The 23,821-nt window shown below is 64.0% G+C and carries 22 protein-coding genes; 10 read left to right on the top strand and 12 right to left on the bottom strand.

Annotated elements, in window-relative coordinates:
- Positions 1-12: 12 nt before the first annotated feature.
- Both U5A67_RS07390 and U5A67_RS07385 read right to left on the bottom strand, forming a co-directional pair.
- Positions 13-195, bottom strand: a complete 183-nt coding sequence (locus U5A67_RS07390; RefSeq protein ID WP_415767793.1) for a DUF6726 family protein — start codon at positions 193-195, stop codon at positions 13-15.
- A gap of 59 nt (positions 196-254) precedes the next feature.
- A complete protein-coding gene (locus tag U5A67_RS07385; protein WP_205985449.1) occupies positions 255-437 on the bottom strand; it encodes a hypothetical protein in 183 nt (60 codons plus the stop codon).
- 389 nt (positions 438-826) lie between these two features.
- Between U5A67_RS07385 and aldA the strand changes: the two genes are divergently transcribed.
- From aldA to U5A67_RS07365, 4 genes are all read left to right on the top strand, one after another.
- Positions 827-2,248 (top strand): aldehyde dehydrogenase, encoded by a 1,422-nt coding sequence (aldA, locus tag U5A67_RS07380; RefSeq protein ID WP_321813549.1) that lies wholly within the window; start codon positions 827-829, stop codon positions 2,246-2,248.
- A 115-nt stretch (positions 2,249-2,363) separates the two neighbouring features.
- Complete coding sequence (locus tag U5A67_RS07375; RefSeq protein ID WP_415767785.1) at positions 2,364-3,725, top strand: MFS transporter; 1,362 nt, start codon at positions 2,364-2,366, stop codon at positions 3,723-3,725.
- A gap of 13 nt (positions 3,726-3,738) precedes the next feature.
- Complete coding sequence (locus U5A67_RS07370; RefSeq protein ID WP_321813548.1) at positions 3,739-4,956, top strand: mandelate racemase/muconate lactonizing enzyme family protein; 1,218 nt, start codon at positions 3,739-3,741, stop codon at positions 4,954-4,956.
- Positions 4,957-4,974: 18 nt separating this feature from the next.
- The gene (locus U5A67_RS07365) at positions 4,975-6,657 is read left to right on the top strand and encodes a GMC family oxidoreductase (RefSeq protein ID WP_321813547.1); all 1,683 of its coding nucleotides are present in this window, start codon (positions 4,975-4,977) and stop codon (positions 6,655-6,657) included.
- On the opposite strand, the gene U5A67_RS07360 is transcribed toward U5A67_RS07365, so the two are convergent.
- The 5 genes from U5A67_RS07360 to U5A67_RS07340 form a co-directional block, all read right to left on the bottom strand.
- On the bottom strand, positions 6,630-7,508 hold the full coding sequence (locus U5A67_RS07360; RefSeq protein WP_321813680.1) for a LysR substrate-binding domain-containing protein: 879 nt from the start codon (positions 7,506-7,508) through the stop codon (positions 6,630-6,632). The genes U5A67_RS07365 and U5A67_RS07360 overlap by 28 nt on opposite strands.
- A 144-nt stretch (positions 7,509-7,652) precedes the next feature.
- Positions 7,653-8,819 (bottom strand): MFS transporter, encoded by a 1,167-nt coding sequence (locus U5A67_RS07355; protein ID WP_321813546.1) that lies wholly within the window; start codon positions 8,817-8,819, stop codon positions 7,653-7,655.
- A gap of 7 nt (positions 8,820-8,826) precedes the next feature.
- Positions 8,827-9,651: a betaine/proline/choline family ABC transporter ATP-binding protein gene (locus tag U5A67_RS07350; RefSeq protein WP_321813545.1), complete on the bottom strand. Its 825-nt coding sequence runs from the start codon at positions 9,649-9,651 to the stop codon at positions 8,827-8,829.
- Positions 9,652-9,696: 45 nt separating this feature from the next.
- Complete coding sequence (locus U5A67_RS07345) at positions 9,697-10,662, bottom strand: ABC transporter permease (protein WP_205985442.1); 966 nt, start codon at positions 10,660-10,662, stop codon at positions 9,697-9,699.
- A gap of 45 nt (positions 10,663-10,707) precedes the next feature.
- On the bottom strand, positions 10,708-11,757 hold the full coding sequence (locus tag U5A67_RS07340) for an ABC transporter substrate-binding protein (protein ID WP_321813544.1): 1,050 nt from the start codon (positions 11,755-11,757) through the stop codon (positions 10,708-10,710).
- 302 nt (positions 11,758-12,059) lie between these two features.
- Between U5A67_RS07340 and fae the strand changes: the two genes are divergently transcribed.
- The 4 genes from fae to U5A67_RS07320 all read left to right on the top strand — a co-directional run bounded on the left by fae (position 12,060) and on the right by U5A67_RS07320 (position 15,773).
- Positions 12,060-12,581: a formaldehyde-activating enzyme gene (gene fae / locus U5A67_RS07335; protein WP_205985440.1), complete on the top strand. Its 522-nt coding sequence runs from the start codon at positions 12,060-12,062 to the stop codon at positions 12,579-12,581.
- Between the two features lie 28 nt (positions 12,582-12,609).
- Complete coding sequence (locus tag U5A67_RS07330) at positions 12,610-13,629, top strand: aldo/keto reductase (RefSeq protein WP_205985439.1); 1,020 nt, start codon at positions 12,610-12,612, stop codon at positions 13,627-13,629.
- Complete coding sequence (locus U5A67_RS07325) at positions 13,626-15,080, top strand: NAD-dependent succinate-semialdehyde dehydrogenase (protein ID WP_321813543.1); 1,455 nt, start codon at positions 13,626-13,628, stop codon at positions 15,078-15,080. The genes U5A67_RS07330 and U5A67_RS07325 overlap by 4 nt, the downstream gene beginning before the upstream one ends.
- 264 nt (positions 15,081-15,344) lie before the next feature.
- Positions 15,345-15,773, top strand: coding sequence for a PAAR domain-containing protein (locus tag U5A67_RS07320; protein WP_321813542.1), 429 nt, complete (start codon positions 15,345-15,347; stop codon positions 15,771-15,773).
- A 49-nt stretch (positions 15,774-15,822) separates the two neighbouring features.
- Here U5A67_RS07320 and U5A67_RS07315 read toward each other — a convergent pair whose 3' ends face one another.
- The 4 genes from U5A67_RS07315 to U5A67_RS07300 form a co-directional block, all read right to left on the bottom strand.
- Positions 15,823-16,731, bottom strand: coding sequence for a LysR substrate-binding domain-containing protein (locus tag U5A67_RS07315; protein WP_321813541.1), 909 nt, complete (start codon positions 16,729-16,731; stop codon positions 15,823-15,825).
- Positions 16,732-16,811: 80 nt separating this feature from the next.
- Positions 16,812-17,948: a porin gene (locus U5A67_RS07310; protein WP_321813540.1), complete on the bottom strand. Its 1,137-nt coding sequence runs from the start codon at positions 17,946-17,948 to the stop codon at positions 16,812-16,814.
- A gap of 87 nt (positions 17,949-18,035) precedes the next feature.
- The gene (locus U5A67_RS07305; protein ID WP_321813539.1) at positions 18,036-19,088 is read right to left on the bottom strand and encodes an ABC transporter substrate-binding protein; all 1,053 of its coding nucleotides are present in this window, start codon (positions 19,086-19,088) and stop codon (positions 18,036-18,038) included.
- A 130-nt stretch (positions 19,089-19,218) separates the two neighbouring features.
- A complete protein-coding gene (locus U5A67_RS07300; RefSeq protein ID WP_321813538.1) occupies positions 19,219-20,349 on the bottom strand; it encodes a mandelate racemase/muconate lactonizing enzyme family protein in 1,131 nt (376 codons plus the stop codon).
- A 217-nt stretch (positions 20,350-20,566) separates the two neighbouring features.
- Between U5A67_RS07300 and U5A67_RS07295 the strand changes: the two genes are divergently transcribed.
- Positions 20,567-22,024: a PLP-dependent aminotransferase family protein gene (locus U5A67_RS07295; RefSeq protein ID WP_205985431.1), complete on the top strand. Its 1,458-nt coding sequence runs from the start codon at positions 20,567-20,569 to the stop codon at positions 22,022-22,024.
- Positions 22,025-22,235: 211 nt separating this feature from the next.
- Positions 22,236-22,577, top strand: a complete 342-nt coding sequence (locus U5A67_RS07290; RefSeq protein ID WP_241024052.1) for a carboxymuconolactone decarboxylase family protein — start codon at positions 22,236-22,238, stop codon at positions 22,575-22,577.
- A 58-nt stretch (positions 22,578-22,635) separates the two neighbouring features.
- On the opposite strand, the gene alr is transcribed toward U5A67_RS07290, so the two are convergent.
- Positions 22,636-23,748 carry an alanine racemase gene (gene alr / locus U5A67_RS07285; RefSeq protein ID WP_321813537.1) on the bottom strand — a complete coding sequence of 371 codons (1,113 nt, stop codon included), beginning with the start codon at positions 23,746-23,748 and terminating at the stop codon, positions 22,636-22,638.
- Positions 23,749-23,821: the final 73 nt, after the last annotated feature.

Below are 23,821 nucleotides of genomic sequence, written 5' to 3'. Positions count from 1 at the left end.
GTGCAACTCCGTTTAGTCGACTGCCGCTGCGCACGCGTCGAACGGGATCGCCGCGGGATGACCGACGACGGGCACGATCTTCAGCGTTGCCGAAGCCACACGGCAAGGAAATGCCACCACTGCGCAACCGTCGAGCGGAAGCACAAGGCCGGCGAGCACGAGCGCTGACGCGATACGCGCGAAACCACTGGAAATACGCATTGCAATCAGCCTGAACAATACTTTGGAGTACGACACAGCAGTCGACACGAGGGTCATGCAGTGGTGTTGATGTTGTGGCCGAGCGGGCCGACCGGCGCGGTGGGTTGCGCGACCGCCGGCTGGCCCAGATTGCCTGCCGGTTGTTGCAGCACGCTGGGTTTCGAGTTGCGGTTGTTGGCCAGTGGCGCAAGCGCCGCGTTCTGGCTGAGGTTACTGGAGCCGATAGAGCTGGTCATGTGGGGCCTCCTTGGCACAATGAAACGAAGAGGAGGGCGCGCGCCGCCGCAGCGGCCGCCCCAGGCGTCGCGCCACGGGCAAGCAGGTTCCGTGGCGGCGAGGGAATCTTCGCGGCAAGCGTCCTGGCATGAAGCAACAATCAAAGCAGCGAATTCCTGAAGCCTTACGAGTCCTTCCACGTGTATACAAATGCCCCCGTCAAACCCGCATGGCGACGTGGGAAATGTTGCGCATCCTTGCGGCCGGTAAGGGCAAATCCTTGCTGGACGGGCGTTTGGGAAGCATGCGTTTTACGCATGCTTCCCTCGACAATTAATCGTTTTTCGCCGATTCGCGACGGCGTGATACTGCGCCCACCTCAGACGTGGCGACGATCAGGCATCACATCATGCGAGCAGATTACAATTTCATTAACGGGACATTTCTCGAAACGGACGCGCAGCGCATCGCCGTTCATAACCCCGCAACGGCCGAACTGATCGGCCATGTGAGCGCCGCGAGCGCCGCCGACGCGGCCCGCGCCGTCGAAGCCGCCGCCGCCGCGCAACGCAGCTGGCGCCGCGTCCCGGCCGCCGAGCGCGGCGCGATCCTGACCCGTTTTGCCGATGTCATCGACGCGCGTTCGCCGGTGATCGGCGCGGTGCTGGCCGCCGAATCGGGCAAGAGCGTCGCCGACGCCACCGCCGAAGCGCATTACGCCGCCGAAATCCTGCGCTACCACGCGCAATGGGCGCGCCGTATCGAAGGCGAAGTGATCCAGAGCGACAGCGCCAACGAAAACCTCATCCTCATGCGCGAGCCGATCGGCGTCGCCGCGTGCCTGATTCCTTTCAATTTCCCGATCTACACGCTGCTGCGCAAGATCGCCCCGGCGCTCATCACCGGCAATGCGGTGGTGGTGCGTCCGAGCAACAACACGCCGTGCTCGGCGTTCGACGTGGCGCGCGCCGCTCAGGAAGCGCAGCTGCCGCCGGGCCTGTTCAACGTGCTGGCGATGGATCACGACACGGCTGCGGTGCTCTGCACGCATCGTGAAGTCGGCATGATCACGCTCACGGGCAGCGTGACGGCCGGCCGCAAGGTGCTGGACTACTGCAAGGAAAACATCGCGAAGCCGTCGCTCGAACTGGGCGGCAAGACGCCGGCCATCGTCGAAGCCGACGCCGATCTCGAAGCCGCCGCCGCGGCGATCGTGCGCTCCAAGACCACGCACTGCGGCCAGCTTTGCACCGCCATCGAGCGCGTCTATGTGCAGGCTTCCGTGCACGCCCGCTTTGTCGAACTGCTGCGCGAAAAGATGCAGGCGGTGAGTTTCGGCGACCGCGCCGAGGACGCCGCACGCATGGGGCCGCTAGTGAGCGCCCAGGCGCGCGCCGCGATCCATGCGATGGTCGAGCGCGCCGTCGCCGATGGCGCCGTGATCGAAACGGGCGGTTTCCTGCCAGAAGGCCCGGGCCACTTCTATCCGCCCACGCTGCTGAGCGCCTGCCGCCAGAACATGGAGATCGTGCAGGACGAGATTTTCGGGCCGGTGCTGCCGGTGCTGTCGTACGAGACGCTCGACGACGCGCTGCGCATGGCCAACGACCATCAGTTCGGCTTGTCGTCCGTGCTTTACACGGAGCGTTATCGCTCGGCGATGCGCGTGGCCAACGAAATCGAATCGGGCGAGCTTTACGTCAACCGCACGCCGGCCGATCCGTATCAGGGCTATCACGCAGGCTGGAAGCGTTCGGGTCTGGGCGGCGACGACGGCAAACACGGCATGCTCGAATTCACGCAGACGCGCCTCGTCGTCATGCCGTTCTAGGTTATCGGATTTATTCGTTCGGATCACTGAACGAATCGTGTGAAGGGTATCCGCTGCAACGGATGCCCGCTTGAAGAAACGCCGGCCGCTGCATCGATGCAAGCGAGCCAGCGGTATGGAGACAATCTTGCAGAAGTCCATCGCCAAACCGGTCGCACCCGTTGCGCCGGCCGCCTCGCCGCGCGCCGACGCCTCGTCCATCAATACTGCCTCGGGCAAGATGCAGCGCTACGGCCAGCTGTTTCTGCTCGTGCTGGCTGCGGGCGCCATCTACCCGATTCTCTATCTGCGTCAGGTCTACCAGACCACCATGCTCGATGTGTTTCACATCGACAATGCGCAACTGGGCTACCTGTATTCGGTGCTCGGCATCATTTTCTTTCTGTCCTATCTGCCGAGCGGCTGGCTGGCCGATCGCGTCGCGCCGCGTCTGCTGATCTGCTTTTCGCTGATCGCCACGGGCGCGCTGGGGCTGTGGTATTCGACCGCGCCGTCGTTTCACGCGCTGCTGGTGATCTTCTGCTGCTGGGGCCTGACGACCGGGCTGACGTTCTGGGCATCGGTGCTCAAGCGCGTGCGCATGATCGCGGGGGCGAATGAACAGGGCCGCTTCTTTGGTCTGCTCGATGGCGGACGCGGCCTGATTGAAGCGCTGCTCGCGACCGCCGCGCTCGCGCTCTTCGCCGCCGCGACCAACTCGGGACGCGGCGAAGCTGCAGGCCTGCGCCACGTGATCTATATGTATTCGTTCACGTGTATCGGCATTGGCGCGGTCATGAGTTTCTTCAAGGACGCGAAAGCCGAAGCAGCCAGCGCCAGCGCTGAAAAGCAGGGCGATACACGCGGCGCGCTGTGGCGCGATCTGATGACGCTCGCCTCGATTCCGCAACTCTGGCTCGTGGCCGCCGTCGTGTTCTGCGGTTATCAGATCTTCTGGGCGACCTATAGCTTCTCCGCGTATCTGCAACAGGGCGAGATGCATATGACGGTCGTGGCGGCCGGCATGGTCACCACGCTCAAGCTCTGGATGCGTCCGCTGGGCGGCATCGGCGGCGGTTATCTGGGCGACCGCTTTTCGAATCTGCGCGTGCTGATCTGGGCGCTGTTCCTGGCGGTTGCCGGTCTGCTCGGCCTGATCTTCCTGCCTGCGCTGCGCAATATGGCAGTGCTCGGCGCGGTCGTGCTCTTTATCGGCCTGATGACTTACGCGATTCGCGGCCTCTACTGGACGCTGCTCGATTACTGCGCGATTCCCATGCGCATTACGGGCCTCGCCATCGGTCTGGTTTCGCTGATCGGTTATTCGTCGGACATTTTCCTGCCGCTCCTGAACGGTTATTTCACGGAGCATTACGCAGGCATGCTCGGCTATCAGTTCTATTTCGCCTACGTTGCCGCGATCGGCACGCTCGGCGGTGTCGCGGCGCTCGCGCTCAAGCGCATGTCGTATCGCCATTCCTCTTCACAAACTGCCTGAATACGCTCGAACCATGAAAGTCGTTGCAATGCAAACGCACGTCGTTGCGGTGCCTCCTCCGCACCTCGGCGGTATGTACTGGATCTTCGTCACGCTGGAAACCGATTGTGGCATCCAGGGTGTGGGTGAAATCTACGCGGCCACCTTCCATCCCGATGTGATGGTGCCGGCGATCGAAGACGCGTTCTCGCGCTATCTGCTCGACCGCGATCCGCATCATGTTGAGCGTCTGTGGCGCGAAGCGTATTCGAGCGGCTTCACGCAGCGCCCCGATCTCACGATGATGGGTATCGTCAGCGGTCTGGAAATGGCCTGCTGGGACATCATCGGCAAGGCGGCGAACAAGCCCGTGTACGAACTGCTGGGCGGCATGGTGAACGAGCGGCTTCGTTCGTACACCTACCTGTATCCGAAGAACGCGAAGGGCGAGTACGACTACGACGATCCCGATCTCGCCGCCGAATGCGCAGCGCAGATGGTCGAGATGGGCTTCTCCGCGGTGAAGTTCGATCCGGCGGGTCCGTACACGGCGTATTCGGGCCATCAGCTTTCGCTCGAAGTGCTCGATCGTTGCGAAACGTTCTGCCGCAAGGTGCGCGAAGCTGTCGGCAACAAGGCCGATATTCTGTTCGGCACGCACGGGCAGATGGTGCCGTCGTCGGCCATTCGCCTGGCAAAGCGCCTCGAAAAATACGACCCGCTGTGGTTCGAAGAACCGGTGCCGCCGGGCCAGCCCGACGCCATGGCCGAAGTCGCGAAGCACACCAGCATTCCGATTTCGGCCGGCGAGCGCCTGACCACGAAATACGAATTCCACAAGCTGCTGGAAGCGGGCGCGGCCTCGATCATCCAGTTGAACGTGGCGCGCGTGGGCGGTCTGCTTGAAGCCAAGAAAGTGGCGACGCTCGCGGAAGTCTATTACGCGCAGATCGCGCCGCATCTCTACAACGGTCCGATTGGCGCAGCGGCGAGCATCCAGCTTGCGGCCTGCACGCCGAACTTCCTGATTCAGGAAAGCATCGGCACGTGGGGCGGTTTCCACGCGGAAGTGCTCAAGCAGCCGATCCAGTGGGAAGACGGCTACATCATTCCGTCGAAGGCGCCGGGTCTGGGCGTCGAACTGAATATGGACGTCGTGCGCGCGCATTCGCCTTATACGGGCAAGCGCCTGCATCTGCAGATGGCGAGCCAGCCGGCCGATGTGCGCGATACCGCACCGGCGCGTGGATAAATACGCGGGAGCATTGCGATGAATTACGACTACATCATCGTCGGGGCGGGTTCGGCGGGCTGCATTCTCGCTGAACGCCTTTCGGCTTCGGGACGCCATTCGGTGCTGCTGCTCGAAGCGGGCGGCCCGGACAATTCGTTCTGGTTCAAGATTCCGATTGGCTTTGCCAAGCTGTACTACAACAAGCAGCACAACTGGATGTATTACAGCGAGCCGGAAGCCGAACTCGCGGGCCGCCAGATCTACGCGCCGCGCGGCAAAGTGCAGGGCGGTTCGGGCTCGATCAACGCGATGATCTACGTGCGCGGCGTCGCGCGCGATTTCGACGACTGGGCGGCGGCCGGCAATCCCGGCTGGTCGTACCAGGATGTGCTGCCGTATTTCCGCAAGCTCGAATCGCATCCGCTGGGCGACACTGCATGGCATGGCGCGAATGGCCCCGTGCGCATTTCGCCGATGAAGGACGGCGCGCATCCGATCTGCCAGACCTTCCTCGAAGGTTGCGAGCAGTTGGGCTATGCGCGTAACGACGACTTCAACGGCGCGAAGCTCGAAGGCGTGGGTATTTACGATGTGAATACGCGCGACGGGCAACGTGCGTCGAGCAGCTTCGCGTATCTGCATCGCGCCGGGGCACGTGCGAATCTCAAGATCGAGCACCATGCGCAGGCAATGCGCGTGCTGTTCGATACGAGCGGCGCAACACCGCGCGCGAATGGCGTGGAATTCATGCAGCAGGGCGCGAAGCGCACCGTGCGTGCGAACCGCGAAGTGATCGTGGCGGCGGGCGCGGTGGATTCGCCCAAGCTGCTGCAACTTTCGGGTGTTGGCGCGGCGCCGTTGCTCAAGCAGCACGGTATCGGCATGGTGCATGAATTGCCGGCGGTCGGGCAGAATCTGCAGGACCACCTGTGCGTGAGTTTCTACTATCGTTCGCGCGTGAAAACGCTCAACGACGCGTTCAGTAGCTGGGCCAGCAAGCTCAAGTTCGGCATGCAGTATCTGTTCCAGCGCAAGGGGCCGTTCTCGATGAGCGTGAACCAGTCGGGCGGCTTCTTCCGCACGTCTGCCGATGAAGCGCATCCCGATATGCAGGTGTATTTCAATCCGCTTTCGTATCGGATTCCTAAATCCAATCGTGCGCAGTTGACGCCGGAACCGTACTCGGGTTTTCTCGTCTGCTTCAATCCGTGCCGTCCGACCAGCCGTGGCTCGATCGAGATCGCTTCGAACGATGTGGCCGATGCGCCGAAGATTCGCGGCAATTATCTGTCGACGCAGAAAGACCGCGACGAAGCGATCAAGGGCAGCCGTCTGGTGCGCAAGCTGATGCAGGCGAAAGCGCTCAAGGACATCACCGTGGAAGAAGTCACGCCCGCAGGCGAAGTCACCGACGACGCCAGCATGCTCAAGTTCTTCCGCGAGCAGAGCGGCTCGATCTATCACCTGTGCGGCACCTGCGCGATGGGTCCGGACCCGCGCACCTCGGTGGTGGATGCGCGCCTGCGCGTGCATGGGATTGACAGCCTGCGGGTGGTCGATGCGTCGATCTTCCCGAACATCACGTCCGGCAATACCAATGCGCCGACCATGATGGTGGCGGAAAAGGGCGCGGATCTGATTCTGGAAGACGCGGACCGCACGATCGCCGCGCGCGGTCTCGCAGATAACGTTCAGCGTGCTGTCGCGATCTCTTCCTGAAGCCACTGCCTGAAAAGCTGGAGCGGCCTGGACGCTTTCTGTTCGGGCCGCACCACGAACCAGTAGGATTGCCGCCCATCCACATGGATGTCGCGCACCGGCGCGAGCAGGCCATCGGCCAGTTCGCGCCCGATCATGTTGCGATCGGCCATCGTCACGCCCAGCCCTTCGATGGCGGCGCGAATCGCATGGTCGAGCAGATCGAATTCATAGCCGCCCGAGGTGTCCACATCCTCGATCCGCGCGGCGTCCAGCCAGTGCCGCCACGTCAGATAGCGCTGGTTTTCCGCAGCCAGCACATGGAGCAGCGTCTGCTGCGTCAGATCGACTGGACCGTTCGCGAGCAGCGCGGGCGAGCACACGGCGATATGCGACTCGTGCATCAGCAGCGAGCTTTCCAGCCCATCCCATTCGCCATCGCCGAAACGGATCGCACAGTCGAGCGCCGTCGAATCGGCGAGACTGTCCTGTAGCTGCGTGGTCAGGCTCAATTCGAGCGACGGATGGCGCGCGTGCAGGCGCGTGAGGCGCGGCACCAGCCAGCGGCTCGCAAAGGTAGGCGGCGCGTTCACGCGCAGGCGGTTCAGATCGCTTTTCTGCTGGATCGTGCGCACCGTCAGCTCGATGCGGTCGAACGATTGCTGGAGCGTGCGCAGCAGCGCGCGCCCGGCCTCGGTCAGTTCGAGCCGATGATGGTGGCGTTCCAGCAGCGTTTCGCCGAGCTGTTCTTCGAGCTGGCGCACCTGGCGGCTGACCGCGCTCTGCGTCACGTTCAGCTGCTCGGCGGCGCGGGTGAAGCTGCCGCTCGTGCCTGCCGCCTCGAACGCCTTCAGGGCGTTGAGCGCCGGCATCTTTCGCTTCAAGGTTGTCTCCTCGCGATCGGCGCCATCTTGAAAAGACGCGGCGCCAAAACGACGGAGTATACCGGGCGGGTTGGGCCTGGGCGCGCTTTTGGCGCGTTGGCCGCGTTGGCCGTCCTGGCGATGCCGGCCCATCTAGCGGCGCGCCCGCGACAGCGCCGCCAGCCCGAGCGCGATGGCGAGCGCGAACACATAAAGGCCGCCCGGCCCCAGCAGACGCATGAAAAGCGAAGCGAGCGTCGGCCCGGCCGCGCCGCCCAGCGAAAACACCAGCAGCAATGTGGCGCTGGTCTGCACGCGGCGGGTTTGATCGACGTGATCGTTGACGTCCGAGACGATCACGCCGTAAAGCGTGAAGGTGAGCGCGACGTAAAGAAACAGCAGCGTGTCCACGAGCCACGGCACGCGCACGACAATCAGCGCGGCCGCCGCGACGGCCGCGGCCAGCGAAATCGCGCCCAGCGTCGCGCGCCGCCCGAGCCGGTCCGAAAGCCGGCCCACCGGCCACTGCGAGAGCAGCGCGCCGATCAGCACGATGCCCATGGCGTGCGAAATATCGCTGGCCGGAAAGCCGATGCGCGCGAGATAGACCGGCGTGAGCGCATAGAACGCGCTGGACAGCAGCCCCGCGCCGATGCACGCCGGCACGCTGCGCGGCGCGACGCGCGCGAGTTCGCGCAGACCGTCGAGCAGCAGCGTCGGGCGCTTGGGCGTGGCGAGCGGCGAAGCGCGCGCGGCGGCTTCGGTCACGGGCGGCGGCACGCTCTGCTGCCAGTCGCCGATCAGCGCGACGGGAATCAGCGCGGCCACGTAAAGACCGTTGACGAGCGCGTGCTCGACATTGCTGCCCGGCGCGGCCACGCCCAGCAGGAACTGTCCGGCGCTCACGCCCAGATAGGTGAGCACGAGATAGAGCGCGAAGGCGCGCCCGCGCTGCGCATTGGCGACCGCGCCGTTCACGCCGCTTTCGATCGACGTGAAGATGCCGACCATGCTGAAGCCCGTGACGAGCCGCAGCGCGGCCCAGGCATCGGGTGAATCGAAGGAGAGATAGCCGAGCGCGGCCAGCGCCGTGAGCGCGCCAAAGCCGATAAAGGCGCGCTGCGGCCCGATGCGCCCGACCAGCGGCCCGAGCCCCAGCGCGCCCACGATAAAGCCGACGTAATAGCACGACTGCACGAGGCCGACACCGAGCGCACCATGCGCCGCCTCGAGCATGCGCAATGAGATCAGCGTGGTGAGCAGGCTGTTGCCGCAGACGAGTATCGTGTAGCCGCCCAGCAGGCCGTAGAGCGCCCGCATGCGTGGCTTAGTGGGGCGTGCCGCTGCGGCGCTCGACGAAGCGGCGCACGTAGTCGTCGGCGGGACGATCGAGGATGTCGTCGGGCGTGCCGCACTGGATCAGACGGCCATCGCGCAGGATCGCAATCTGGTTGCCGATGCGCAGCGCCTCGTCCAGATCGTGCGTGATGAACACAATCGTCTTCTTCAGCGTCTTTTGCAGTTCGAGCAACTGGTCCTGCATTTCGGTGCGGATCAGCGGATCGAGTGCGGAAAACGCTTCGTCCATCAGCAGGACGTCGGTATCGGCGGCCAGCGCGCGGGCCAGACCCACGCGCTGGCGCATGCCGCCCGAGAGTTCGTCGGGATAGTGATCGCAGTAATTGCCGAGCCCCACCTTGCCGAGCCATTCGCGTGCGCTCTCCAGCGCGGCGGCTTTTTTCTCGCCGCGCGTGACGAGCGCGTAGGCCGCGTTATTGAGCACGGTCTGATGCGGCAGAAGCCCGAAGCTCTGGAACACCATGCTCACGCCGTAGCGGCGCAGCTCGCGCAGGCCGTTATCGGACAGCTTGAGCACGTCCTTGCCGTCGATCAGGATTTCGCCGACGGTCGGCTCGATCAGGCGATTGAAGTGGCGCACCAGCGTGGATTTGCCGGAACCCGACAGCCCCATGATGACGAAGATCTGCCCCGAGCCGATCGACAGGCTCACGTCGTTCAGGCCCACATTGCAGCGGGTCTTTTCCAGTACTTCGGTTTTGTCCGCGCCGCTGCGCAGCATTGCCAGCGCGCGCTCGCTCGCGTCGCGCGCGCCAAAGATCTTGTACACGTGTTTGACTTCGATGCCGCTCATATTCGTTACCTCTGTGCGAATTCGGGTGTGCTGGGCGCAAGCGCCTTACTTGGCCGGCTGGCCGCTCAGGTCGCTGGCCTTGGCCGCCTCGGCGTTGCTGTCGGCCTGATTGCGGGCGCGGCGAAACGGAATGCGCGACGGCTGCTTGCCCTGGCGCGCGAGGCCGCGCGTGCGGCGCCCCTGGCCGTAGCCCTGGCTGATGCGGTCGATCACGATCGCGAGAATCACGATGGCGATGCCGGCCTGCGTGCCCTTGCCCACGTCGAGCGTCTGGATACCGGCGAGCACGTCTTCGCCGAGACCGCGCGAACCGATCATCGAAGCGATCACCACCATCGACAGCGCCATCATCGTGGTCTGGTTGATACCGGCCATGATGCTCGGACGTGCGAGCGGCAACTGCACGCCGAACAGCAGTTGCGCGCGCGTGGTGCCAAAGGCGCGCGCCGCTTCGACGATCTCGCCATCGACGTGACGGATGCCCAGATCGGTCAGACGAATCAGCGGCGGCAGCGCGTACACCACGGTGGCGAGAATCGCCGGCACCTTGCCGAGGCCGAACAGCATCAGCACCGGAATCAGGTAGACGAAGCTCGGCAAGGTCTGCATCACGTCGAGCACGGGCAGCAGAATGCGGCGCAGCGTGGCGCTACCGGCGGCGAGAATGCCCAGCGGCACGCCCAGCGCCACGGAGATCACGGTGGCGACGACCATTAGCGCGAAGGTCTGCATGAGCTTGTCCCACAGCCCGAAGCAGCCGATCAGCCAGAGCAGCCCGACGAACAGCAGCGCCACGCCCACGCGGCGCGACGCATGCCAGCTCAGCAAGCCGACGAGCGCGAGCACGAGCAGCGGCGGCATCGCGCGCAGCAGGCCTTCGAGCGGCACGAGCACGTCGCGCAGCATCAGCACGCTGAAGTTGTGGAACGCGTCGCCGTATTGCTGCACGAACGCGGTGACCTGATCGTTGACCCAATCGGCGATCGACAGGTGAAGAAAGGGTGATCCCATGGTGAGCCTCATTCTGCGTGTGACATGTGTTGCGCCAGGTGCCGATCAGGTCTTCAGACCCGCCTGCACGCGCGCCGCGACATCCGGCGTGAGCCATTGTTTCCAGATTTCCGGGTGCTGCTCGAAGAAGCTGCGCGCGACGGTCGAGGCGTCGAGCTTCTTGTCGTGCATCTGTTGCACCAGTTGTTCGTCGAGCGTGAGCGGCAGGCTCACTTTTTCGAAGAAGGACAGGGCGCCAGGTTCGGCGTCGAAGAAGGGCGTGGAGAGCGCGACCTTCAGATGCGAAACCTTGAACGCGGAAGCGCACGGCGTGCCTTTCGGATCGGCGATGGTGCTCCAGCAGGCGTCCGAATACGGCGCGCCCGCAAGCTGCACGAAGTGATATTTCGCCATCAGACCGGCCGGTTGCCAGTAGTAGAACAGGATGGGCTTGCCGCGCTCGTAGGCCGAGGCGATCGCCGCGTCGAGCGCGCCGCCGGTGCCGGGGCGGAAGTTGGTGTAATCGTCGCCGAGCTTGTAGGCGGACATCAGACGATTATTGAAGCGCTCGCAATCCCAGCCGGCCGGGCAGTTGTAGAAGCGGCCCTTGCCGGGTTCTTCGTCGTCGCTGAAAAGATCCTTGTATTGCGGCAGTTGCGCGATCGAGCGCAGTTGCGGCGCGAGCGGCTTGATGCCGCGTTTGGCGTCGCCGTTGATGACGTAGTCGGGCACGTACCAGCCTTCCTTGTCGCCGCCGGGAATCAGTTCGCCCACCAGTTTGACGCTGCCGTCTTTCAGGCCGCGCGCGATGATGGGGCTGCGGCCGGTCCAGTGTTCGGCCCAGATCTGCAGGTCGTTGTTGGTGAGCGCGGTTTCCGTGGCGGCGGTGGCGCCCGGCACGACTTCGGTTTTGCAGCCGTAGCCTTTTTCCAGCACGGTGCGGACCATTTCGGTCATCAGCGCGCCGCTTTCCCAGGTGATCTGGGCGAGCTTCACGGTCTTGCCTGACTGGCACCAGCTGGCGCTTGAATTGCCTGCTGCAAAGCTGCTGGTCGCAGCGCAGGTGAGCGCCAGTGCGGCGGCAAGGCGTACGCCTGCCAGCTTCCATCCTTTCATGTCTCCTCCGTTCGCGTATGTCGTATCGGGGTCGCCCGGTTTCCCTCTGCATGGCAGGGGACTTTTGATTTGGCGCGAACAGAGTCTAACGGCAGCATTTTGGGTTGCGAAGCAACGAAAAGTCATCGAAGCATTACCTGATCTCATGCCGATGATCCGGCGTCATGCCCCCATGAGATTTCATAGCTTTCTGCCGTGCGTGGCGTGTGCTGGAATTCGTCTCGACGCGCAGCCTGCATCGATAAAAACAGCACGCTGCGGCGCACCAATCAAACACCGGAACTCGAGGAGACGGAGTCAATATGAAAGCCATGGAAGTCTATATCGGCGAGGGTTTTGCTGGACCAGGCGTAAACGCTGCACATATCAACATCATGATCGGCCCGCGCAGCGGCCCGGTGGGACAGGCGTTCACGAACAGCCTGTCGTCGCCGTCGCAAGGTCATGTGCCGTTCATGGTGGTGGCGCAACCCAACGTGCCGGTCAAGCCCGCCACGCTCTATGTGAACAAGGCCGATATTCGCGGCGATCTGCACGGCAACGCCACGTGGGGCGCCTCGCAGGCCGCCATCGCGAAGGCCGTGACGGAAGCGATGCTCGACGGCACGCTGCCGCCCGAAGCGGAAAACGAATGGTGCGTCGTCACCGCGAACTGGGTGAACTGGTCGTGCGACGATCTGGACGCGGTCTACGAGAACAACTACGTCGCCTGCAAGACGGCGATTCGCGCGGCGATGAACGGCCTGCCGAAGCTCGACGACATTGCGAAGATCAAGGATCAGATCAGCAATCCGTTCTACACGCCCAAGGCCAAAGCGGCCTGAGTCGCGACACATCAATCAGGTGACTACGATGCAATACGTGCAACTCGGCCGCTCGGGCCTGAAAGTGTCGCGCCTGTGCCTCGGCACGATGAATATGGGCACGCCCGACTGGAAACCGTGGATCTATAACGAAGAGCAGAGCGAACCGATCGTGCGCCACGCGCTCGAAGCGGGCGTGAACTTTATCGATCTCGCGGATTTTTATTCGACGGGTGTAGGCGAAGAAGTGGTGGGCCGCATCGTCAAGCGCATTGCGAAGCGCGACGAACTCGTGTTGACCACCAAGGTGGGTTATCCGATTGGCGGCGGAGTGAATAATCAGGGTCATTCGCGCAAGCACATCATGGATGGCATCGACGGTTCGCTGCGCCGTTTGCAGACCGATTATGTCGATGTCTACATGCTGCATTACTTCGACGTGAATACGCCGGTCGAAGAAACCATGGATGCGCTCAACGATATCGTGCGCTCGGGCAAGGCACGTTATATCGGCGTATCGACGATGTTCACGTGGCAGTTCGCGAAGATTCTGCAGGCCTGCGAGCGCTATAACTTCGCGCGGCCGATCAATATGCAACTGCAATTGAACTGCGCGTATCGCGAAGAAGAGCGCGAAATGGTGCCGTTCTGCCAGGACCAGGGCGTGGGCGTGTCGGTGTTCAGCCCGCTGGCGCGCGGCCTGCTTTCGGGCGACGCGAAGTCGGTGCGCAATCAGACCGACTTCTTCACCACGCAGATGTACGACGATCAGGTTTCGCGTGACGTGGCGATTTCGGTCGCCGAAGTGGCGCAGGCGCGCGGCGTGTCGTGCGCGCAGATTGCGCAGGCGTGGGTGCTCAATCGTCCGGGCATTACGTCGATGCTGGTGGGCGCGGATACGGTTGCGCAATTCGACAGCGCGCTCGCCGCGCTCGATACGAAGCTCGACGCCGACGAACTCTATGAACTCGATCGCAATTACACGCCCTGCGATGTGATCAACGATTATGTGTCGTCGCGTATTCCGCGCGTGCCGCGCGCGTCGCGACGTCTGGAGATCGCAGCATGATCGGCGGACTCAAGGAAGCGCGGTTGTGGCGCACGTCGAGTTTCATCGACGGCGAATGGGTGGCCGGTGACAGCACGTTTGCGGTGATCGATCCGGCCACGGGCAAGCCGCTTGCCGAAGTCGCGCGTGCAGGGGCGCGCGAAACGCTGCAGGCGGTGGCTGCGGCCTCGCACGCGTTCCCCGCATGGCGCGACGCCACGGCGGCGGAGCGCGGCGCGAAGGTGCGCCGCTGGGGCGAGCTGATGCTCGCGCATCGCGAAGACCTCGCGCGCATCATGGTGGCGGAGCAGGGCAAGCCGCTCGCGGAAGCGCTCGGCGAAGTGGCGTACGCGGCGAGCTTTCTCACGTGGTTCGCGGAAGAAGCGCGGCGTGCCTACGGCGACGTGATTCCCGCGCCGAAGAAGGGCGCGCGCATCGTCGTGACGAAGGAAGCCGTGGGCGTGGTCGGCGCGATTACACCGTGGAATTTCCCGCTCGCGATGGTCACGCGCAAGGCCGGTCCGGCGCTGGCGGCGGGCTGCACGATGGTGCTCAAGCCGTCCGAGGAAACGCCGCTGAGCGCTTTCGCGCTCGCCGTCCTGGCGGAGGAAGCGGGCATTCCGCGCGGCGTGTTCAACGTGGTGACGGGCGACGCGCCTGCGATCGGCGACACGATGATGGCGTCGAAGGCGGTGCGCAAGATCTCGTTCACGGGATCGACGCGCGTGGGCAAACTGCTGATGCGTGCGGCTGCGGACAGCGTCAAGAAAGTCTCGCTCGAACTGGGCGGCAACGCGCCGTTCATCGTATTCGACGATGCCGATCTGGACGCGGCCGTGGAAGGCGCGATGGCATCCAAGTTCCGCAATACCGGGCAGACCTGCGTGTGCGTGAATCGCTTTTACGTGCAGGCTGGCGTGCATGACGCTTTCGTCGCAAAGCTCACGGCTGCGGTGCGTGCGCTGCGTGTGTCGAACGGCATGGAGGCAGGCGCGACGCAAGGGCCGCTTATCAACGCGGCGGCGCTGCGCAAGGTGGAAGCGCACGTGAGCGATGCGCGCGAGAAGGGCGGTGAAATCGTGTGCGGCGGCAAGGCGCATACGCTGGGCGGCACGTTTTACGAGCCGACCATCATCACCGGCGCGCACGGCGGCATGATGCTCGCGCATGAAGAAACCTTCGGGCCGGTGGCGGCGGTGTTCCGCTTCGAGACCGAAGAGGAGGCCATCCAGGCGGCCAACGATACGGAGTTTGGTCTTTCCGCCTACTTCTATGCGCGCGATATCGGCCGTGTCTGGCGGGTGGCGGGCGCGCTGGAAAGCGGGATGGTGGGCATCAACGAAGGGATTATCTCCACCGAAGTGGCGCCGTTTGGTGGCGTGAAGGAATCCGGCCTCGGGCGCGAAGGGTCGAAGTACGGTCTCGATGAGTATCTGGAGACGAAGTACATGATGATGGGTGGGTTGGGGTGAGGTGACCTGTCGCCAGGCTTCAGAGGGCGTCCTGGCGAGGACGCTTTCTTCAAAAATCGGCGGCGAAGTTTGCTTTCGCTTAAAAAGCCGTTGCCTGAACTGCTATAGCATCGCCTTGCTCCCGTTTGTGTTGGGGAGCAGCCAAGGCAGGGAAGTCAGCGCCGCATGGCATAGGTGTATGTCATGCGGCGTCAACGATACCCAGCCTTCGTCAAAATGGAATGGTCGTGGCTTTGCCGCGCATCAAACGATGGAGAGCGAGAAATGGCCAGGTATAGTCCGGTTATCGTGCTGGGCGATGTCACAGATCACGGCGGCACCGTCCTTACCGCATCCTCCAGCCTTCGATTCCGGCTTAAGCCTGTTGCCTGCATAGGCGACATGGTGTCGTGCCCAACTCATGGGGACAACAAGATCAATGGCGTGGGGTCCGATATCAAGGTCGAAGGTCGATATATCGCGTTTCAGGGCACGACGACCGATTGCGGAAGCCATCTGATCGCCAGCCAGACGATGTTCAACGTTTCCGAATCAAAAAAGGACGCGGATGGTGCGTATCGCAAGCCTTTGTGGAACCGGACATCGCCAAAGGCGCAGTCACCGTACGAGCCGGATGGCGCGTCCCCTTTCCCTGGCGAGACCGAGTTGTCGCTCGACCCGCCGGACGGCATGGCAGCCCCCAACAAGAGTTAGCGCATTGAGCCCAAAGAATGCGAAGTATTTGATCTGGCGGCGAAAGTGATTAACGCTTCCCCCCATGCCGCTCGATCAACCACCCACTAAAATTCTTCACCCGCACGGTTTCCTGCACTTCCGGCCGCACATCGAGCCAATACCCCGAAGGTCCATCGACTTCGATCTCGCTCAACTGCACCAGTGTGCCGTTCGCCAGTTCCTGCTCGATCATGTGCCGGTCCGCCACCGCGATACCCAGCCCCGCCACCGCCGCATGAATCACCTGATCGAGCGTGCTGAATTCCAGTTCGCCGCGCGGTGCCATTGCCACATCGAGCGCGGCGGCTTCGAGCCAGGCTTCCCACACCAGCAAACGCCGGTCGATATCGAGGATATACAGCCACGGATGCTGCGCCAGAACCTCGCGCAATGCGTCCGTGCTTGCCGGCGCATTTGAGAACTCGCGCGCCGATCCCACCAGCACATGACGCTCGCGCATCAGCAACGTGCTTTGTCCGCCGGGTAGCGGCTCCATGCCAAAGCGGATCTGGCAATCCTCGTTGCGCTCGCTGCCATGCAGCGGCCCGTATTCGTTCGTGATGGAAATACGCAGATCGGGGTGGCGCGTCTGAAAATCGCGCAGGCGCGGTGTGAGCCAGCGCGTGGCCAGCGTCGGCGCAGCATTCAGACTCAGCAGACTATTCGAAGGATCGGCGCGAATCGTATCGAGCGTATGCGCGATGCTGTCGAACGCAGCCTGCAGCGTTGGCAGCAGGCGCTTGCCCGCCGCCGTAATTTCCAGCCGATGATGATGCCGCATGAACAGCGGCGTCCCCAGATAATCTTCGAGCAGGCGGATCTGGCGGCTGATCGCGCCTTGTGTGACGTGCAGATTCTGCGCCGCCTTGGTGAAGCTGAGAGTCCGGCTGGCCTCTTCGAATGAACGCAGTGCCGAAAGGGAAGGAAGGCGGCGCATGCTGCAACCTCTTGAAGCAAAACGATACGGATAGCTAAATGGAAAACGCCGGCTTGCGCCGGCGTTTCAGACTGCGTGCGTCAGAAGGAGTGGGTGATACCCACGCGGCTGACCACCTGGTTTTGCGTGCTCGACGGATTGAAGCCGGTGATCTGCGCGTTTTCCGCGCTGCCTGCCGCGTGCTGGTACGAGCCCATCGCGTAGACCGAGGTGCGCTTGGACAGCGCATATTGCGCGATCAGGTTGACCTGATGGTATTTCGGATCGCCGTCGGTGGCATGATCCTGGCCCATCGTGAAGGTGTAGCCCGCGCCCACCGAGAAGGCCGGCGTAACCGCATACGTGCCCGAAAGCTCGTAGTTCTGGAAGTGCAGATCGTGGCTGCCGTTACCCGAAGAGAAGTCCACGTTCGAGTAGTTCGCCATCAGCTTGAGGCTGCCCAGCACATACGATGCGCCCGCCGAAAGAATGCCTTGATAGCGTGCATTCGCCAGCGCATTGCCGTAGATCGTGTTCACGTAACCGCCGCCGCTGCCATATCCCGCCACGGCAGAAATCGGATCGTTGATGCGCAGGTAGCCGACGCCCGCGCTGAACGACCCCAGCGTATATGCCGCTGCCGCGCTATACGATGCGTTGTTCGAGAACTGGCCGGCCTGCCCGCCGAACGAGTAGTGGCCTTCGAACTGGAAGCCTGCGATTACCGGGCTGATGTACTTGATCGCGTTGTTGACCGGGAACCCGTTGTCGAGGTTGTCCATGTCGTTCGGGTGCGCGAAGTACCAGCCGCCATAGTTGCCGTTCAGCGAGTACGGCTCGATCAGATCGACGGTGGCGTCCCACTGTTTGCCCAGCGTCACCTGACCGTATTGTTCCGATTTCAGGCCGACATAAGCGTTACGCGAAAACGCCAGGCCGCCGCCTGCCGCGCCCGTCGCGGCGTTGAAGCCGCTTTCCAGGCGGAAGATCGCCGAATAGCCGCCGCCCAGGTCTTCCGAACCGCGCAGGCCCCAGCGGCTGCCCGCCGGCACGCCGCTTTGCATCTGCACCAGATGGCCGCCGCTGCCCGGCACGAGGTTGCCGTTCGCGCCGTTGACGACGTTATTGGCGTAGTCCACGCCCAGATCGATGATGCCGTACAGCGTGACGCTGCTTTGCGCATGAGCGCCTGCTGCGGCGAGCGCGAGCGGCAGCGCCGCGAGAAGTTTCTTCTTCACTCCGAGTCTCCTTGGTTGGGCGCCTCAGCCTTTGAGGCGCCCATTTCTGGTTAGCTACTTACCTGGTAATACGAATTAAATGACGAATCAAGCGCCCAGCGACTTCTGCACCTTTGTCGCGACATCGGCGGGGACCCACGTCTTCCACATTTCCGGATGCGTCTTGAGGAACTTGAGCGCTTCGGCCTGGGCATCGACCTTATGCTCGGTCATGTCGAGAATCGTGTTGTTCAGGAAGTCGATCGGGAAATTCACTTTCTGGAAGAACGCCATCACGTCCGGTTCGGCCTGATAAAAAGGCGTCGATACGCCGATCTTCAGTTGCGAAACCAGATACGCCGACGCGCACGGCTGCGTGCTGCCGGCATCGCGCAGCGTCTTCCAGCAGGCTTCGTTGAACGGCGGCATCTTGAGTTGCACGAACTTGTACTTCGCCATCAGCGCGGCCGGTTCCCAGTAGTAAGTGAGGATCGGCTTGCCGCGCGCATAGGCCGATGAAATCGCCGCATCGAGCGCCGCGCCCGTGCCGGGGCGGAAGTTCGTATAGCTGTCGTCGAGCTTGAGCAGTTTCAGCAGGCGCGTGTTCACGCGCTCGCAATCCCAGCCCGACGGGCAGTTCAGGAAGCGGCCGTGATCCGGTTCTTCGTCGTCGGTGAAGAGGTCTTTGTATTTGGGCAGATCGCTCACGGATTGCAGACCCGGCGCGCTCGGCTTGATGCCGCGCTTGGGGTCGCCGTGAATCACGTAGTCGGGTACGTACCAGCCTTCCTTCGTGCCGCCCGGCAGCGTGTCGCCCACGAGCTTCACCGAACCGGCCTTCACGGCGCCTGCGATGATTTCCGAGCGGCCCGTCCATTGTTCCGACCACACCTGCAGGTCGTTACGCGAGAGCGCCGTTTCCGTGGCGGCCGTGCTGCCCGGCACCGTATCGGTCTGGCAGCCGTAGCCGTTCTTGACGATGTAGCGCAGCACTTCGCTCGTGAAGTTGCCGCTTTCCCACGTGACGCCCGCGAAGTGCACCGGCTTGCCCTGGCTGCACCAGTTGCCGGCCGCGTGCGCGGGCATCGTGGCAATGGCGAGCGGCGCAGCGAGCAGGGCCGCCCGGAGGGCGGCAATCAGCGGTCGGGTGAGTTTTTTCATGACGTGTCTCCTTCTATTGGAATTGTTTCGGAATGCTTCAGGTTTTGTCCGGTCGTTCGCGTTTTTCTGGCGCACCCGGAGCGGGGCGCTTGCGCGTTGGCCCGCTTTATTCAGATGTTTTGTCGACGATTCATTCGTAGCGGCTGTCGCTGGCGAGCGTGCTACCCAGCACCGCTTCGTCCAGTTCGATACCGAGACCCGGCGCGTCGCCCAGGTCGATCCAGCCTTGCGCATCCGGCTCGATCGCGCGCGTGAGCGGATAGTCGCGCCGCGCGGGCGTCCATTCGGGCGGGTCGTAGGGGAATTCGACGAAGGGCGCGTTGCCCGCGCCCGCCACCACATGCAGATTCGCGGCGAGGCCAATGCCATTGCCCCAGGTGTGCGGCGTGAAGAACTTGCCGCTGGCTTCGATCTGCGCGGCGAGGCGGCGCGCGCCTTCCATGCCGAGCGAGCAGACCACATCGGGTTGATAGACGTCGAGGCAATCGTGCGCGAGCAGCGCCGCGAATTCGTGCGCCTCGCGCGTCATCTCGCCGCCGGCAATGCGCACTTCGGTCAACTGGCGCAGACGCGCATGACCCGCGTAATCGCCGCGATGCAGCGGCTCTTCCACCCAATAAGGCCGATAACGCTCGATCTCGCGAATCACCGCGAGCGCTTCTTCCACGCGCCACGGCGCCTGCGTGTCCCAGGGCATGCGCCAGCCCTGATTGCAGTCGACCATGATCTCGATGGTGTCGCCCGCGGCTTCGCGCACGGCGGCCAGCGCGGCGATATCGTCGGCGAGACGCTCGCGGCCGAAGCGCACCTTGAGCGCCGGAAAGCCGCGTTCGACGGCGTGTTCGGCCCAGCGCGCCATCCCATCGAGCGGACGATGCACGCCCGAGGACGCGTAAGCGCGCACCCGGCGCGAGCGTGCGCCGGCCATCTGCCAGCACGGCTCGCCCAGAATCTTGCCGGCCAGATCCCACAGCGCGACGTCGAGCGGCCAGAGCCGGCCGGCGTGGAAGCTGAGATTGTCGAGGATGGCGCTGTGGCGGGCCAGATCGAGCGGATCGGCGCCGATGAAGAGTTCGCGGTAATCGTCGAAGCCGTACATGGCGTCGCCCGAGCCGATGCCGACACGTCCTTCGCTGTCCTCCACACGCACGATGGTCGCGGGGAAGGCGCGGCGCGGGCGGCTGTCCCAGGACGCCGGAAACGGCGGATCGAGCGGCAGACGATGCTGGCTGATCGTGATGCGGGCGATGCGATTTGTCATGGCGCGTGTCGCGCCGCCTGCTGCGCGCGAAACGCGGTGCGGGCGGCGATTGTCTCCTTGGCCTCTTCAGGCGTTACGGCATCCTAGAGGGTCAATTTGTGGCACTCAATGAAGTCAATTGAAGTAAATGACAGCCTTCAATTCCGCGAATTGGGCGCGATAATGACGCAGCCGCCGTGCGGGAGCGCGGCGCGCTTCGACCTTCGGGAAAACACCCATGAACGGCTGGTTGCCCACGCTGCCCGCGCTACCGCGCGGCGAACCGAAATATCGCGCGATTGCCTACGCTTACGCACAGGCAATCAACGGGGGCCAGATGTTGCCCGGCGAGAAATTGCCCGCGCATCGGCTGCTGGCAAAGAAACTGAATGTGACGACTGGCACGGTCAGCCGCGCCTATACCGAGCTTGAGCGTTGCGGCATGGTGGTGGCGCGCGTCGGCGACGGCACCTATGTGGCCGAACCCGATGCCGATGGCGCACGTCTGCCCGCGCGCACGCGTCAGGCGCCGGAGCACAGCGAGGCGGCGGCCAGCACGCCGTTGGGCAGCGCGCCGCCTGCGCCCGCGCCGGGGCGTCCGGTCGATCTCGGCCAGAACGTGCCGATGCCGACGGACGAAGCGCTGCTGCTCACCCAGACGCTGCGCGAACTCGCCGCCGACGAACGCCTTGCCGGCGAATTGCTGCTGTATCAGCCCGAAGGCGGCCGACGCTCGCATCGCGAAGCCGGCGCGCGCTGGCTTGCGCGCATGGGCTGCACGGTGCCCGCCGAACGCGTGCTTGTGACCCAAGGCGCGCAACATGGACTTGCCTGCGTGCTGCGCGCGGTGCTGCGTCCCGGCGACACGATTTTCGCGGAGGCGCTGAGCTATCCGGGCATCGTCGCGCTGGCGCGGCAACTGCGGCTGAACCTGGTCGGCATCGAAATCGACGAAGAGGGCATCGTGCCCGCCGCGCTCGAACGTGCCTGCGCGCTGCTCGCGCCGCGCGCGCTGTTCTGCGTGCCGACGCTGCACAACCCGACCACGGCGACGCTCTCCGAAGCGCGCCGCGCGGCCATCGCCGAGATCGCCGTGCGTCACCACCTGGTGGTGATCGAAGACCTGGTTCCGGCGGCGCTGCTCGACGCGCCGCCTGCGCCGTTGACGGCGCGCTTGCCCGAGCACGGCATCGTGATCAGCAGTCTGTCGAAGGCGGTTGCGCCGGGTTTGCGCGTGGGTTACGTGCAGGCGCCGCAGGATTGGGTCGGCAAGATTCTCGCGGTGATCCGCAGCGACTGCTGGATGACTTCGCCTTTGAGCGCGGAAATCGCGGCGCGCTGGATCGTCAATGGCGAGATCGACCGCCTGGTCGCGCAGCAGCGCGCCTGCGTGGATGTGCGTCAGGCGATTGCCGCCGAAGTGCTGTCGGGCTGGACATATCGGACCGATCCGGCCAGCCCGCACTTGTGGTTGCCGCTCGCGGAACCGTGGCGCGCAGCGGAGTTCGCGGCGGCGTTGCGCCAGGCGGGCGTGCTGGCGAAGACGGCGGATAGCTTCGTGATCGGGCGCGGGTCGGCGCCGCATGCGGTGCGTTTGAGCCTGGGCGGAGCGCGCTCGCACGAGACCTTGCGCGATGCGCTGGAAGTGCTTGCGCGCACGCTGCGTAATGGGCCGGAGGGGCTTTATTCGGCGTGAGGGTGCGTGACTGCGGACACGGCGGCGACACGATAGGCACCGTCATTCTGGCGCGCTAGCCTATGACGTCATTCAACCGTCAGCGAGCGCGATCATGAGCGATGCAAAAGACTCGAAGAAGAAATCCTCGAAAGGCAGCAAGGTCAAAGCGCCCAAAGCATCCAAAGCACAAACCGGAGCCGAAGCCGGCAAGGCCAGGCGCACCCAGGTGATGGGCGAAGCCTTCGTGGCGCGCGCGATGGGATCGATGGACGGTTTCACGCGCCCACTCCAGGAATGGCTCAACGAACACGCATGGGGCAGCACGTGGCTGCGCGACGGACTCGATCTCAAGACGCGCAGTCTATGCACGTGCTCGATGCTCGCAGCGCTCGGTCGTAGCACCGAACTCAAAGGCCACGTGCGCGGCGCGATCAACAACGGCGCCAGTGTCGTGGAAATTCGCGAAGTGCTGCTGCACAGCGCGATCTATGCGGGCGCGCCCGCGGCGAGCGAAGCGTTTCGGGCTGCGAAGGAAGTGCTGGCGGAGATGGGCGTCGAATTGCCCGAGTGACTTTTATTCAGTGCGCGGCGCTCGAAGCGTCGCGCACTGTCTGCGCTGAATGCGCGCTTCAGGCCGTCACGCCTTCTTCGGCTGCGCTGCTTACCGTCGCGAGATCGTCGACCACGACCGGCACGCGTCGCGCCACCGCGCACATCAGCTCATAGCCGATCGTGCCCGCCGGCTCCGCCACTTCATCGACCTTCACGTGTTCGCCCCACAGCTCGACGTGCGAGCCGATGCCCGCGTTCGGACAAGGCGTGAGATCGACCGTCAGCATATCCATCGACACGCGGCCGACCGTGCGCGTGCGTACGCCATCGACGACGATCGGCGTGCCCGTCGGCGCATGACGCGGATAGCCGTCCGCGTAACCGCACGCCACCACGCCGATGCGCATCGGCTGCTCGACCGCATAGGTGCGGCCATAGCCGATGGTTTCCTGCGGCGCGAGCGTCTGCACGCCGATGATCTGGCTCGACAGCGTCATGCCCGCACGCAGACCGACACCTTCGATATGCCGCGCCGCGCCCGTGGGCGACGCGCCGTAGAGGATCGTGCCGGGACGCACCCAGTCGCGGTGCGCGTGCGGATGCCAGAGCACCGCGGCCGAATTCGACAGCGTGCGCTCGCCCGGAATGCCGGCGGTTGCAGCATCGAAGCGATCGAGCTGCCAGTCGATGGCGCCATCGTCGGCGTTGGCGAAGTGGGTCATCAGCGTGATCGCGCCGATCGTCGGAATCGCGCGGGCGCGTTCCCAGGCCGCGCGATAGGCGTCGGGCCGGTAACCCAGCCGGTTCATGCCCGAGTTCATCTTCAGTTGAATGTCGATCGGCTGCATGGTGCGCGCGGCCGCGAGCAGCGCCAGTTGCTCGTCGCAATGCACGGCGACGCTCAGGCGATGCGCGACCACGGTGGCGACGTCGGCGGCATCGAACACGCCTTCGAGCAGCAGGATCGGCTTGGTCCAGCCGAGTTCGCGCACGCGCACCGCTTCGTCGAGATCGAGCAGGGCGATGCCGTCCGCGTCCGCGAGCGCCGCATAGATGCGCTCGATGCCGTGACCGTAAGCGTTGGCCTTGACGACGGCCCACACGCGCGCGCCCGCGGCGCTGCGCGCGGCGAGCTGGAGATTGTGGCGAACGGCTTCGGGATGGATGCGGACGGAAATGGGGCGCGGCATAGGCGATCCTGCGGACGAAGGTTGGCTGGCTTGACCAGTAATTTGTGCAATCGTATTGATTTTCGTCCAGTTA

Origin of the sequence: Paraburkholderia sp. J69-1, from assembly GCF_905220255.1 — a bacterium.
In the GTDB taxonomy this organism is placed as follows: Bacteria; Pseudomonadota; Gammaproteobacteria; order Burkholderiales; family Burkholderiaceae; genus Paraburkholderia.
This window is presented reverse-complemented; position numbering and strand designations above follow the sequence as displayed.

Excerpts from the sequence above, each read along its gene's own strand:
- U5A67_RS07325 (WP_321813543.1), top strand. The coding sequence starts at position 13,626 with ATGATCGGCGGACTCAAGGAAGCGCGGTTGTGGCGCACGTCGAGTTTC.
- U5A67_RS07365 (WP_321813547.1), top strand. The coding sequence starts at position 4,975 with ATGAATTACGACTACATCATCGTCGGGGCGGGTTCGGCGGGCTGCATT.
- U5A67_RS07295 (WP_205985431.1), top strand. The coding sequence starts at position 20,567 with ATGAACGGCTGGTTGCCCACGCTGCCCGCGCTACCGCGCGGCGAACCG.
- U5A67_RS07315 (WP_321813541.1), bottom strand. The coding sequence starts at position 16,731 with ATGCGCCGCCTTCCTTCCCTTTCGGCACTGCGTTCATTCGAAGAGGCC.
- U5A67_RS07290 (WP_241024052.1), top strand. The coding sequence starts at position 22,236 with ATGGGCGAAGCCTTCGTGGCGCGCGCGATGGGATCGATGGACGGTTTC.
- U5A67_RS07355 (WP_321813546.1), bottom strand. The coding sequence starts at position 8,819 with ATGCGGGCGCTCTACGGCCTGCTGGGCGGCTACACGATACTCGTCTGC.
- U5A67_RS07370 (WP_321813548.1), top strand. The coding sequence starts at position 3,739 with ATGAAAGTCGTTGCAATGCAAACGCACGTCGTTGCGGTGCCTCCTCCG.
- U5A67_RS07385 (WP_205985449.1), bottom strand. The coding sequence starts at position 437 with ATGACCAGCTCTATCGGCTCCAGTAACCTCAGCCAGAACGCGGCGCTT.
- U5A67_RS07350 (WP_321813545.1), bottom strand. The coding sequence starts at position 9,651 with ATGAGCGGCATCGAAGTCAAACACGTGTACAAGATCTTTGGCGCGCGC.
- U5A67_RS07375 (WP_415767785.1), top strand. The coding sequence starts at position 2,364 with ATGGAGACAATCTTGCAGAAGTCCATCGCCAAACCGGTCGCACCCGTT.
- U5A67_RS07300 (WP_321813538.1), bottom strand. The coding sequence starts at position 20,349 with ATGACAAATCGCATCGCCCGCATCACGATCAGCCAGCATCGTCTGCCG.
- U5A67_RS07360 (WP_321813680.1), bottom strand. The coding sequence starts at position 7,508 with ATGCCGGCGCTCAACGCCCTGAAGGCGTTCGAGGCGGCAGGCACGAGC.
- U5A67_RS07320 (WP_321813542.1), top strand. The coding sequence starts at position 15,345 with ATGGCCAGGTATAGTCCGGTTATCGTGCTGGGCGATGTCACAGATCAC.
- aldA (WP_321813549.1), top strand. The coding sequence starts at position 827 with ATGCGAGCAGATTACAATTTCATTAACGGGACATTTCTCGAAACGGAC.
- fae (WP_205985440.1), top strand. The coding sequence starts at position 12,060 with ATGAAAGCCATGGAAGTCTATATCGGCGAGGGTTTTGCTGGACCAGGC.
- U5A67_RS07345 (WP_205985442.1), bottom strand. The coding sequence starts at position 10,662 with ATGGGATCACCCTTTCTTCACCTGTCGATCGCCGATTGGGTCAACGAT.
- alr (WP_321813537.1), bottom strand. The coding sequence starts at position 23,748 with ATGCCGCGCCCCATTTCCGTCCGCATCCATCCCGAAGCCGTTCGCCAC.
- U5A67_RS07305 (WP_321813539.1), bottom strand. The coding sequence starts at position 19,088 with ATGAAAAAACTCACCCGACCGCTGATTGCCGCCCTCCGGGCGGCCCTG.
- U5A67_RS07330 (WP_205985439.1), top strand. The coding sequence starts at position 12,610 with ATGCAATACGTGCAACTCGGCCGCTCGGGCCTGAAAGTGTCGCGCCTG.
- U5A67_RS07340 (WP_321813544.1), bottom strand. The coding sequence starts at position 11,757 with ATGAAAGGATGGAAGCTGGCAGGCGTACGCCTTGCCGCCGCACTGGCG.